This is a genomic window from Flagellimonas olearia (assembly GCF_004150225.1).
Classification (GTDB): domain Bacteria; phylum Bacteroidota; class Bacteroidia; order Flavobacteriales; family Flavobacteriaceae; genus Flagellimonas; species Flagellimonas olearia.
In genome coordinates this window covers 71,511-82,997 of record NZ_ML142916.1, presented here as the reverse complement: position 1 = coordinate 82,997, position 11,487 = coordinate 71,511, and the positions used below count along the sequence as shown (strand labels likewise).

The following is an 11,487-nucleotide window of genomic DNA, read 5'->3' as shown; positions in this document are numbered from 1 at the left end:
CCGCATCAAAATGGTTCTTAATTCTCTTTACGCTGTCGTTACAATATGTATATGAACTTCTTTATTCAAAAAACCGAACCTCAATTTCATTAAAATCAATCTTCTTTCGGCTTCAACCGCTCCACCTCTTTGGTTAAGCGGGTGCAAATGTACAACTGTTTTTTAAACCGGCAAGCTTTTTTTGAGAAAAATTTCAAAACATTTTCTTGACCTCAAAAACAATCTTTTTACATGAACTTTTCCCTGAAACACCTTTATGTTTTTCGGGCTGCAAATGTAAAATGCTTTTTTTGATTACACAATGCTTTTTTAAATAATTATCCCAGCCTTTCCGACTTATCAAAACAGTATATCAATGAGCTTCTGAACTTGCCTAAAAAACAAACCCTTTGTTGTTTTTCGGGCTGCAAATGTAACACCGTTTCCTAAATAAACAAGGTTTTTTTTGCCTTCCAGACACATTAACTTTCAACTCATTGAAAACAAAGCAGATAAAAATACAACTTTTTTTAAACTTCAAAACCATCTTATCATACGTAGAAAATTAATACATATATATAAGGTAAGCATTGTAGCATCAACTCAAGATAGTATCTTTGCGCACCATCTCAAAATAAGGAGACGAATGATAGAAATCACATTGCCCGATGGCGCGGTAAAGAAAGTTTCAAAAGGCACCACACCTATGGAGGTTGCCAAAAGTATCAGTGAAGGTTTGGCCCGGAATGTCATTTCGGCCAAATTCAATGACACCGTTGTGGAAACCGTGACCCCACTTACCAAAGATGGCACCCTTACTTTATATACATGGAATGACAGTGAGGGCAAAAAAGCTTTTTGGCACTCTACTTCACACGTTGTGGCCCAAGCCTTGGAAGAATTGTACCCAGGAATTAAACTTACCATTGGACCGGCTATTGAAAACGGATTCTACTATGATGTGGATTTTGGGGAGCACACGGTTTCTGAAAAGGATTTCCCAACCATTGAAAAGAAGGCATTGGAAATCGCCCGAGGCAAACATGATTATAAGATGCGAAGTGTTTCCAAAGCGGATGCCCTTCAATATTATAAGGACCAAGACAATGAGTTCAAAGTTGAGCTTATTGAAAATTTGGAAGATGGCACCATAACTTTCTGTGACCATAGCACATTTACCGATTTGTGTCGCGGTGGACATATCCCCAATACAGGCATCATCAAGGCCATTAAAATATTGAGTGTGGCAGGAGCATATTGGAGAGGTGATGAAAACAATCCACAATTGACCCGAGTATATGGTATTTCTTTTCCAAAGCAAAAAGAGCTCACCGAGTATTTGGAGCTATTGGAAGAGGCCAAAAAGCGCGATCATAGAAAACTGGGCAAGGAACTGGAACTGTTCACTTTCTCCAAAAAGGTAGGACAAGGTCTGCCCTTATGGTTACCTAAAGGGGCTGCCCTTCGTGAACGATTGGAACAGTTTTTAAAGAAAGCCCAGAAAAAGGCCGGGTATGAAATGGTGGTCACTCCACACATTGGCCAAAAGGAACTTTATGTGACTTCCGGACACTATGCCAAATATGGTGAGGATAGTTTTCAGCCTATCCATACACCAAAGGAGGATGAGGAGTTTCTATTGAAACCCATGAACTGCCCGCACCACTGCGAAATCTACAATAGCACCCCTTTTAGTTATAAGGATTTACCCAAGCGTTATGCTGAATTTGGTACCGTATATAGATATGAGCAAAGCGGAGAACTCCATGGACTTACGCGTGTAAGAGGTTTTACCCAGGACGATGCCCACATTTTTTGTACTACGGAGCAATTGAACGAAGAGTTCAAAAATGTGATCGACCTATCCTTATATGTATTGAACTCTTTGGGCTTTGATAATTTCACGGCCCAAGTATCCGTAAGGGATTTGGACAATCCTGAAAAATACATTGGTGATGTAAGCGATTGGGAAAAAGCCGAACAAGCCATTATTGATGCGGCAGAAGAAAAAGGACTGAACTATGTGATTGAAAGTGGTGAAGCTGCTTTTTATGGCCCCAAGTTGGATTTCATGGTGAAGGATGCCTTGGGTCGAAACTGGCAATTGGGCACCATACAGGTAGATTACAACCTTCCCAAACGTTTTGACCTTACCTACAAAGGAAGCGACAACGAGTTGCACAGGCCGGTAATGATCCACCGGGCCCCTTTTGGAAGTATGGAACGTTTTGTAGCTTTGCTACTGGAACATACCGGGGGAAATTTCCCATTATGGCTTATTCCAACCCAAGCTATTGTTCTGCCCGTCAGTGAGAAACATGAAAAATATGCGGAAAAAGTTTTGAATTCACTGGAAAATCACGAAATTCGCGCGCTCATTGATAAGAGGAATGAAACGGTAGGGAAAAAAATCCGTGAGGCAGAACTTCAAAAAATCCCGTTTATGCTCATTGTTGGAGAGCAGGAAGAAGCATCCGGAACCGTATCGGTACGGAAACACGGCGGCGAAGATTTGGGAAGTTTGAGCACCGATGCATTTTCCGACTTGGTATCTACTGAAATAAATAGTACCTTAAAGTCGTTCTAAAAAATTGAGTTTAATTAAAAAGTATACGTCATAGCAATACGAAGAAGATTTAAGCCCCAACCCAGGAGGGAAAACAAAAACCCTCACAATATCAATGAAAAGATCAAAGCCCCAGAGGTAAGGCTGGTTGGGGACAATGTTGAAATGGGTGTTTATCCCATTTCCAAAGCAAGGGATATCGCAAAAGAGCAGGAATTGGATTTGGTGGAAATATCCCCCAATGCCAATCCTCCCGTTTGTAAAATTATAGACTACAAAAAGTTTCTTTACGAACAGAAGAAACGGGACAAGGCCCTAAAGGCTAAAGCCACCAAGGTAGTCATCAAGGAAATACGGTTTGGCCCACAGACAGATGACCATGATTATGACTTTAAGAAGCGACATGCGGAAAAATTCTTGAAGGATGGTGCCAAACTAAAAGCCTATGTCTTTTTCAAAGGACGGTCCATAGTATATAAGGACCAAGGTGAAATATTATTGCTGAAGCTGGCCCAAGAACTGGAAGAGCTTGGAAAAGTGGAGCAAATGCCGAAATTGGAAGGTAAGCGTATGACCATGTTCATTGCGCCAAAAACCAATAAGAAATAAAAAATACTGAACTAAGTTCAGCATATAATAAGCGGAGTTAAATACTAGGAAAATGCCTAAGATGAAAACAAAATCCAGTGCCAAGAAGCGTTTTAAGCTTACAGGTTCTGGTAAAATCAAAAGAAAGCACGCTTTCAAGAGTCACATTTTGACCAAGAAATCCAAAAAGCGTAAGCTTAAGTTGACGCATTCCACATTGGTTCACGAATCCGATGTGAATAGCATCAAAGAACAATTACGTTTAAAATAATTGTTCAACCGGTACATTATTTAATAACCATGGAGTCAGGCCAAAAAAGTTCCCAAATGGGGCGCCTGCTACAAAAAAATGAATCATTATGCCAAGATCAGTAAATTCAGTTGCTTCAAGAGCTAGAAGAAAAAAAGTGATGAAGCAAGCCAAAGGTTACTTCGGAAGACGTAAAAACGTTTGGACAGTAGCCAAAAACGCGGTAGAAAAAGCAATGCTATATGCTTACCGCGATAGAAGAAACAAAAAACGTAACTTCCGCTCACTATGGATCACCCGTATCAACGCTGGTGCCCGTATGCACGGAATGTCTTACTCCCAGTTCATGGGCAAAGTAAAATCCAACGGAATTGAACTTAACAGAAAAGTTCTTGCGGATTTGGCCATGAACCATCCTGATGCTTTCAAAGCCATCGTGGATAGAGTAAAATAAAAATCAATATAAACTTACCCCGCTTATTAAAATCCCGCTCCATGGAGCGGGATTTTTGTATTTTAAGGTCTCGATAAACATTGAGGCCATGTACAAAATCATATTAGTTACCCTACTCTTCCTGTTGAGTTTCGTTCCGATTTTTTCACAGAATGACAGCATTACGTTCCTAGCCTTGGGAGACAGTTATACCGAAGGTACAGGTGAGGTGCAACGAAACGGTTGGCCCGCGCAATTGGTCAGTCTTTTGAACAAAAAGAAAATCCCGGTCGCATCACCCAAAATAGTGGCCAAAGTAGGTTGGACCACCACCGACCTTATTACCCATATCAATTCTGAAGACTTACAACCATCCTATGATTTGGTTTCCCTCTTGATTGGGGTCAACAACCAATATCAAGGCCTGCCCCTTGATACCTTTAAAGCTGAATTCCCTGCCTTATTGGAAACAGCCATCCGATTGGCCAACAACAATCCCAATAATGTTTTTGTGCTTTCCATACCTGATTATAGCGTAACTCCTTTTGCCCGCTTCAAGGATAAAAAAAAGATTGCCCAAGAATTAGAGACCTACAATTCCATTATTGAGGATGTGGCCAATCAATATCAGGTACAGTTTATAGAAATCACTGAACTTTCCAAAAAAGCAGCTTTCAATCGTTCCTTGATTGTATCCGATAGCCTTCATCCTTCTGGGAAAATGTATAAGACCTGGGCCAAAAAAATCGTCAAAAAAAGATATTAGCGACCAAAAGCCGTGATCACCAACCTTCTTCCCGAAGCATGGTCACGGTGTTCGCAAAGATAGATGCCTTGCCATATCCCCAAGTTCAGTTTTCCTTGGGTAATGGGAATCTGCACCGAGACACCCATCAGTGAAGCTTTGATGTGTGCCGGCATATCATCCGGACCTTCATAGGTATGCACATAATAGGGTGCATTTTCTGGCACCATTTGGTTCATGTGACTTTCAAAATCGGTTCGTACGGTGGGGTCTGCATTCTCATTGATGGTCAAACTGGCCGAAGTATGCTTAATGAACACCTGTAACATTCCCACCCTTACCTTTTTTACTTCTGGAATGGCGTCCACAATGGTATCGGTAATCAAATGGAATCCTCGGGTATATGGTCGTAATTGTAATTCTTTTTGGTAAAAATCCATGGATATATAAAGTGCGGTACTAAATTAATATAAAGTTTACCAAAAGGGATTCTTCCATTCCCCCAATAACAAATACCTTTGCAGCTTAATTTCTGGACAATGGATTTATCGCAGATCAAAATGGTGGTGACCGACATGGATGGCACTTTGTTAAACTCCAATCACGAAGTGAGCCCCCGTTTTTTTGAAATTTTTGACGAGCTCAGAAAAAAGGATATCCTTTTTGTAGCCGCCAGTGGTCGCCAATACAACAGCATGGTGGACAAATTGCATTCCATAAAGGACGATATCATTGTCATTGCAGAAAATGGCGCTTTGGTGAAACAGAAAGGTGATGTATTGCTTACCACGCCCATTACCAAATCTGAAGTGGACCGTATTTTGGATGTTGTACAGCCCTTGAGCAATGCGCATCCCGTACTTTGCAGTCAACATGGCGCCTTTGCCAACCCAGATTCTGATGACTTTTTGAACTTGCTCAGGGAATACTATTCCGAGTTTGAGGTGGTTGAAGACCAAACCAAAGTGGATACGGAGATACTCAAAATTGCCATTTATCATTTTGAAAGTTCCGAAAGACACATTTATCCTGCCGTACGATCTTTGGAAGATTCCTTGAAAGTGAAAGTATCCGGAGCCAATTGGGTAGATATTTCACATCAAAATGCCCATAAGGGCTATGCCCTTCAAAAAGTCATGGACCAACACCAAGTCACCTCCAACGAGGTCATGGTTTTTGGGGACTATAACAACGACTTGGAAATGCTTCAGCTTTCCAACTATAGCTTTGCCATGGCCAATGCCCATCCCAATATACTCAAAGTGGCCCAATACAAGACTTCAAGCAATAACGAGTTTGGTGTGGAACGGATACTGGAGAAGCTTATCTAAGGCACTTTCATTTTTCAGATTGATTTTTTACCTATCTTTATGATTGGCAGCACCTTACAAAAGGAATGCTTCTTCCCCCAATATTGTCAATCCAATAAAGAATCCAACTTATGAAATGTGTAGGACTCTCCTTTGCAGTACTCGGTCTTTTCATTGGCTGTAATACTCAGAAACCAGAAACACCCGTCGATCATGACCAAGCCAAAATGCTGATCAATGAAAGTATTGAGGCCTGGGACAAAGCTTGGGAAACCAAAGATTTGGAACTATCCCTGAAATATTATGCCGATGATACCGATTGGACCAATGCTTTTGGAGATCGGGTGCAAAGCAAAGCAGAATTACGCCAACTTTTAGAAACCATCTTTGGGTTGGATTTTGTCATGGCCGGCAAGAACGATTATGGTGAAAACGAAGTTACATTCCTTAGTGATTCCATTGCAACGGCTCGATCATTGAACATCCGGAAGAATCAAGAATGGCCCGATGGCTCCCAAATGGATGACCGGCACATCAATCATCTTAGGGTTTATGAAAACAAGGGCGGGGAATGGCTTATCATCAACCACATGATCAGTCAAGCTTGGCCTAAGCGGCAACCCAGAGACACCGTACCAAACACGGATTGATGCCTACGTGTTATTACGACTTGATATTATTTGTAACTTCATAGGAATTCATCAACCCATATATCCCATGGCAGCTTTAAAAAAAGAAGACATCAAACAAGAGGTTTTTGATCTCTACGACGACTATGCCCACAACAAAATAGATCGCAAGGAGTTCATGAAAAAACTATCGCTATATGCGGTGGGGGGCATCACCTTGCCCTCCCTTTTGAGTTTTATCATGCCCAATTACACGGATACGCTTGTGGTACAACCCAATGACCCTTCATTGGATTCCCAATTCATCACCTATAATTCGCCCAAGGGCGGAGGCGATATCCGCGGATTGCTTTCAAAGCCCAAGAACGTTTCTGGCAAAATGGGAGGCATAGTAGTCGTTCATGAAAACAGGGGACTAAACCCCTATATTGAGGATGTAGGCCGAAGGGCCGCTTTGGAGGGGTTCATTTCCTTGGCCCCGGATGCCCTTACCCCTTTGGGCGGATATCCCGGAAATGATGATGAAGGCCGGACCTTGCAGCGTCAACGGGACCGCAATGAAATGCTGGAGGACTTTATCGCTGCTTTCAACTATCTAAAAAATCATGAAGATTGCAATGGCAAGGTAGGAGTGGTCGGTTTTTGTTTTGGTGGATGGATCTCCAATATGATGGCGGTAAAAGTTCCCGACTTGGCCGCTGCAGTTCCTTTTTATGGTGGACAGCCCGATGATGCGGATGTTGAAAAAATAAATGCTCCCTTACTCATCCATTATGCCGAACTGGACCAAAGGGTCAATGAAGGATGGCCAGCTTATGAAGCCAAGCTCAAGGAATTGGGAAAAACATACGAAACCCATTTTTATCCGGAAGTGAACCACGGGTTCCATAATAATACCACTCCCCGGTTTGACCAAGCTGCGGCGGATTTGGCCTGGGAACGCACCCTTGCGTTTTTCAAGGAAAAATTGGCCTAGGTTTTTTGTTTTTTCTTCCGAGCTGCGGGGAAAAGTACATTGTTCAAAATCAAACGGTAGCCCGGTGAGGTGGGATGTAACTCCAGTTCCGTCTTGGGGTCCCCTACCCTATGTTGGTAGTCTTCGGGGTCATGGCCGCCATAGAATGTAAAAAATCCCTTCCCTTTGATTCCGTGAATGTAACGGGCCTCCCCATTGATCTTATTCTCTCCTAAAATCATGACCGTAGGTTTTATCTCTTTTCTGGTAAAGGCGGTGGTCTGTCCCATAAATCCTTTTACCAAAGACGTGTGGTTTTGGGTCAACATGGTAGGCACGGGATCCCATTTGGCCGAAAACTCCATTAACGAAAAGTAATCGGATTCCTTGGGCACGTTGCCTCGCTTATTGGTCATATCTATGGAAGAAAACTCATATCTGAGTGGATTGCGCTCCAAGATAAAATTGGTAAACGCCAGGGTGTTTCCATAATCCAACTTTCCTTGATAGTTGGCATCCGAAGGGTCACCATCGAACATGGGCTCACAGATATCCACATTTTCTGCGGCCAGGGCAATATCAAAACTATCCGTGGCGGAGCACATGGCAAACATAAACCCACCACCGATCACATAATTCCTGATTTTTTGTGCAACCGCCAATTTCTCGTCGGATACTTTTGCATACCCCAATCGTTGCGCCAATGCCTCGGCCTGCTCTTTCCCTTCAATATACCAAGGAGCAGCTCGGTATGCCCCGTAAAACCGTCCATATTGGCCCGTAAAGTCTTCGTGGTGCAAGTGCAACCAATCGTAAAGCACCAACTTGTCCCCCAACACCTCTTCATCATACACCGTGACATATGGAATCTCCGCATAAGTAAGCACCATGGTCACCGCATCGTCCCAAGGTTGGTTCTCCTTCGGTGAATACACTGCTATCTTGGGAGCTTTTTCCAAAATAACGGCATCTTGGTTTTGGGATGGACTGCTGATTTCATCCAAAATCTGTTCTGCTTGCCCATCAGATAGTACCTCGAAGGAGACGCCGCGAATCTGACATTCCTTTCGAATGGCCTCACCATCGGGCATCATAAAAGAACCTCCACGATAATTCAAGAGCCATTGCACCTTCTGTTGTTTGGAAAGTACCCAATAGGTGATTCCGTAAGCTTTCAAATGATTTTCTTGGCTCTCTGCATCCATGGGAATGAGAATTACCGATGCAAAAGAGGAAAGAGAAAACAGCAGAGAAAAAAGAAGCAAGACACCTCTCGACTGCGCTCGAGATGACAGAAAAGTAGTTTTATTAGAATGGGACGTCATTGTCATCTGGGTCATCATCACTGTTCATTGCGCTCCCAAAAGCTTCATCCGCACTGGGAAGATTTGGGGTTGCAAAGGGATTCTCCTCGTCCGCATTCATCTTCGATTGGAATTCGAATGGGGAGTCAAAGTCATCCAAGTTATCAAATTTACCCAGAGCGCCCACAAATTTTAACCTAATATTTTCCAAACCTCCGTTACGGTGTTTGGCTACAATGAACTCGGCCTGACCTTGAGTGGGGGTGCGCTCTTCATCATCCCACTCATCAATTTTATAGTATTCAGGTCGATAGATAAACGATACAATATCGGCATCCTGCTCAATGGCCCCGGATTCCCTCAAATCGGAAAGTATGGGACGCTTACTGCCTCCACGGGTCTCTACCGCCCTTGATAGCTGCGATAGCGCAATAACGGGCACGTTGAGTTCCTTGGCCAATGCTTTTAGGTTTCGGGAAATGGTGGATATCTCCTGTTCCCGATTCCCGCCTTTCTGACTTCCGCCAGCGGTCATCAACTGCAAATAGTCAATGATGATCAGTTTTATTTTATGCTGCGAAGCCAATCGTCTTGCCTTGGCCCTTAGGTCAAAAATGGAAAGCGATGGGGTATCGTCAATGAACAAAGGGGCTTTTTCCAAGGCCTTTACCTTTACGTTCAATTGTTCCCATTCGTGCTTTTCCAATTTTCCGGTCCTCAATTTTTCGGATGAAAGTCCGGTTTCAGAAGAAATCAAACGGGTGATCAACTGTACGGAGGACATTTCCAAGGAAAAGAAGGCCACGGCATTACCAGAGTTCACGGCAATATTTCTGGCCATGGAAAGCGTCAAGGCCGTTTTACCCATACCGGGACGTGCGGCCACAATGATAAGGTCACTGGGCTGCCAACCCGAGGTAAGTTTATCCAGTTTATCAAATCCGGAAGGGATTCCACTGAGTCCCTCTTTGTTCGAGATTTCCTCGATTTTTTTCTTTGCCTGGATGACCAGGTTTTGGGCTGTTTCCGCTGAACGCTTTAGGTTGCCCTGGGTAACCTCGTACAATTTGGCCTCCGCATCATCCAAAAGGTCAAAAACGTCCGTGGAATCACTGTAAGCGTTTTCGATGATCTCACTGGAAATCTTGATAAGACTCCGTTGAATATATTTTTGAAGGATGATCCTTGCATGGAATTCAATATGCGCTGAAGAAGCCACTTTTTGGGTGAGTTTTATCAAATAAAAGTCCCCTCCAACAGCTTCCAGCTTCCCTTCCTTCTTGAGTTCAGAGGAAACGGTTAATAAATCCACCGGCTCTGAAGATTCAAATAATTTGAAGATGGCCTCGTAGATAAACCTATGCGCGTCCTTATAGAAGACATCGGGATGTAGAATATCGATTACCTCATCCACCCCTTTTTTGTCAATCATCATAGCTCCAAGTACAACTTCCTCTAAATCAACAGCTTGAGGCGGTATTTTGCCTTTTTCTAGATTGATGAGAGTTGACTTGTCCACTCTATGACCGATGACTGGGCTAGGTTTGTCCATGAATGCGAAAGTAGCTAATTGGTCTTAAGTTAACTTTAATTTTACGTAATGCGATTTCCACAGGTAATGAACAAAGTTAATGTTAATAACTCGCGTTGCCTGTTGATAACGCAAAAAAAACGGAGGAAAAAACCTAATAAAAAAAGTTAGCCTTTGAAAAACAAGAATTAGCCATTGAAAACCCCCATTTCGGCGTATTTGTCCATTCGGGTTTTTATAAGCTGTTTTGGTGATAACTTTTTGAGTTCTTCGTAATGGGAGGAAATTTTGTTCTTGACCGTTTCAAAGGTCTTTTCCCTGTTGACATGTGCTCCACCTAGAGGTTCCTTGATGATTTCGTCAATGACCTTGATTTTTTTACTGTCCGAAGCGGTAAGTTTCAGGGCTTCCGCTGCCTTTTCCTTGTATTCCCAGCTTCTCCACAGAATGGAAGAGCAGTTTTCAGGAGATATCACGGAGTACCAAGCGTTCTCCAGCATCAATACCTTGTCGCCTACTCCAATACCCAAGGCGCCACCTGATGCTCCTTCCCCGATGATGATACAGATGATGGGCACTTGAAGCCGTGTCATTTCAAGAATATTCCTTGCGATGGCTTCACCTTGCCCTCTTTCTTCTGCTTCCAAACCTGGATAGGCACCGGGAGTATCAATAAAAGTGACCACAGGAATACCAAACTTCTCTGCGGATTTCATCAATCGCAAGGCTTTACGGTACCCTTCCGGGTTGGCCATACCAAAATTTCGGTATTGTCGGGTCTTGGTGTTATACCCCTTTTGCTGGCCGATGAACATATAGGATTGGTCACCTATTTTGCCCAATCCTCCAACCATGGCCTTGTCATCCTTTACATTTCTATCGCCATGAAGCTCCAAGAACGTATCGCCACAAATTGCATTGATATAGTCCATGGTATAGGGCCTATTGGGATGTCTGGATAGTTGCACCCGCTGCCATGCGGTTAAATTTTTGTAGATGTCCTTTCGGGTCTCTTGTAATTTCTTTTCAATCTGTGAGCAGGTTTCCGTTACATCAACGTCACTTTCTTCCCCAATCACCATACATTTTTGAAGTTGGTCTTCAAGTTCTTTGATAGGAAGTTCAAAATCTAAATACTCCATGGAAGTTCGATTCTTAAAAATAGTGGGGACAAATATAAAACTTTATGTATTACTT

Annotated in this window: 12 protein-coding genes; 8 read left to right on the top strand and 4 right to left on the bottom strand. The window is 42.9% G+C overall.

Annotated features, from left to right (window positions below; translation table 11 throughout):
* Window positions 1-625: 625 nt before the first annotated feature.
* From thrS to DN53_RS17470, 5 genes are all read left to right on the top strand, one after another.
* Window positions 626-2,566 (top strand): threonine--tRNA ligase, encoded by a 1,941-nt coding sequence (gene thrS, locus DN53_RS17490; RefSeq protein ID WP_129656203.1) that lies wholly within the window; start codon window positions 626-628, stop codon window positions 2,564-2,566.
* A gap of 36 nt (window positions 2,567-2,602) precedes the next feature.
* Window positions 2,603-3,154, top strand: coding sequence for a translation initiation factor IF-3 (gene infC, locus DN53_RS17485; RefSeq protein WP_262707919.1), 552 nt, complete (start codon window positions 2,603-2,605; stop codon window positions 3,152-3,154).
* Between the two features lie 52 nt (window positions 3,155-3,206).
* A complete protein-coding gene (gene rpmI / locus DN53_RS17480; protein ID WP_073181711.1) occupies window positions 3,207-3,404 on the top strand; it encodes a 50S ribosomal protein L35 in 198 nt (65 codons plus the stop codon).
* Window positions 3,405-3,492: 88 nt separating this feature from the next.
* A complete protein-coding gene (gene rplT, locus DN53_RS17475) occupies window positions 3,493-3,837 on the top strand; it encodes a 50S ribosomal protein L20 (RefSeq protein ID WP_116219445.1) in 345 nt (114 codons plus the stop codon).
* 88 nt (window positions 3,838-3,925) lie between these two features.
* Entirely contained in the window at window positions 3,926-4,582 is a 657-nt protein-coding gene (locus tag DN53_RS17470; RefSeq protein WP_129656201.1) for an SGNH/GDSL hydrolase family protein, read from the top strand.
* On the opposite strand, the gene DN53_RS17465 is transcribed toward DN53_RS17470, so the two are convergent.
* Complete coding sequence (locus DN53_RS17465; protein ID WP_129656200.1) at window positions 4,579-5,001, bottom strand: secondary thiamine-phosphate synthase enzyme YjbQ; 423 nt, start codon at window positions 4,999-5,001, stop codon at window positions 4,579-4,581. The two genes, DN53_RS17470 and DN53_RS17465, sit on opposite strands and share 4 nt — an antisense overlap.
* 99 nt (window positions 5,002-5,100) lie before the next feature.
* Between DN53_RS17465 and DN53_RS17460 the strand changes: the two genes are divergently transcribed.
* From DN53_RS17460 to DN53_RS17450, 3 genes are all read left to right on the top strand, one after another.
* Window positions 5,101-5,892: an HAD family hydrolase gene (locus DN53_RS17460; protein ID WP_129656199.1), complete on the top strand. Its 792-nt coding sequence runs from the start codon at window positions 5,101-5,103 to the stop codon at window positions 5,890-5,892.
* A 110-nt stretch (window positions 5,893-6,002) separates the two neighbouring features.
* The gene (locus tag DN53_RS17455; protein WP_129656198.1) at window positions 6,003-6,521 is read left to right on the top strand and encodes a YybH family protein; all 519 of its coding nucleotides are present in this window, start codon (window positions 6,003-6,005) and stop codon (window positions 6,519-6,521) included.
* A gap of 67 nt (window positions 6,522-6,588) precedes the next feature.
* Window positions 6,589-7,476, top strand: a complete 888-nt coding sequence (locus tag DN53_RS17450) for a dienelactone hydrolase family protein (RefSeq protein WP_129656197.1) — start codon at window positions 6,589-6,591, stop codon at window positions 7,474-7,476.
* On the opposite strand, the gene DN53_RS17445 is transcribed toward DN53_RS17450, so the two are convergent.
* From DN53_RS17445 to DN53_RS17435, 3 genes are all read right to left on the bottom strand, one after another.
* Complete coding sequence (locus tag DN53_RS17445; RefSeq protein WP_129656196.1) at window positions 7,473-8,780, bottom strand: asparagine synthetase B; 1,308 nt, start codon at window positions 8,778-8,780, stop codon at window positions 7,473-7,475. The two genes, DN53_RS17450 and DN53_RS17445, sit on opposite strands and share 4 nt — an antisense overlap.
* The gene (dnaB, locus tag DN53_RS17440) at window positions 8,764-10,311 is read right to left on the bottom strand and encodes a replicative DNA helicase (protein ID WP_116219440.1); all 1,548 of its coding nucleotides are present in this window, start codon (window positions 10,309-10,311) and stop codon (window positions 8,764-8,766) included. Before dnaB ends, DN53_RS17445 begins: the two co-directional genes overlap by 17 nt.
* Window positions 10,312-10,478: 167 nt before the next feature.
* Entirely contained in the window at window positions 10,479-11,432 is a 954-nt protein-coding gene (locus DN53_RS17435; RefSeq protein ID WP_129656195.1) for an acetyl-CoA carboxylase carboxyltransferase subunit alpha, read from the bottom strand.
* Window positions 11,433-11,487: the final 55 nt, after the last annotated feature.

Bases quoted from the DNA above. Each gene is read 5' to 3' on its own strand.
- thrS (WP_129656203.1), top strand. From the start codon at position 626: ATGATAGAAATCACATTGCCCGATGGCGCGGTAAAGAAAGTTTCAAAA.
- rpmI (WP_073181711.1), top strand. From the start codon at position 3,207: ATGCCTAAGATGAAAACAAAATCCAGTGCCAAGAAGCGTTTTAAGCTT.
- rplT (WP_116219445.1), top strand. From the start codon at position 3,493: ATGCCAAGATCAGTAAATTCAGTTGCTTCAAGAGCTAGAAGAAAAAAA.
- DN53_RS17470 (WP_129656201.1), top strand. From the start codon at position 3,926: ATGTACAAAATCATATTAGTTACCCTACTCTTCCTGTTGAGTTTCGTT.
- DN53_RS17465 (WP_129656200.1), bottom strand. From the start codon at position 5,001: ATGGATTTTTACCAAAAAGAATTACAATTACGACCATATACCCGAGGA.
- DN53_RS17460 (WP_129656199.1), top strand. From the start codon at position 5,101: ATGGATTTATCGCAGATCAAAATGGTGGTGACCGACATGGATGGCACT.
- DN53_RS17455 (WP_129656198.1), top strand. From the start codon at position 6,003: ATGAAATGTGTAGGACTCTCCTTTGCAGTACTCGGTCTTTTCATTGGC.
- DN53_RS17450 (WP_129656197.1), top strand. From the start codon at position 6,589: ATGGCAGCTTTAAAAAAAGAAGACATCAAACAAGAGGTTTTTGATCTC.
- DN53_RS17445 (WP_129656196.1), bottom strand. From the start codon at position 8,780: ATGACGTCCCATTCTAATAAAACTACTTTTCTGTCATCTCGAGCGCAG.
- dnaB (WP_116219440.1), bottom strand. From the start codon at position 10,311: ATGGACAAACCTAGCCCAGTCATCGGTCATAGAGTGGACAAGTCAACT.
- DN53_RS17435 (WP_129656195.1), bottom strand. From the start codon at position 11,432: ATGGAGTATTTAGATTTTGAACTTCCTATCAAAGAACTTGAAGACCAA.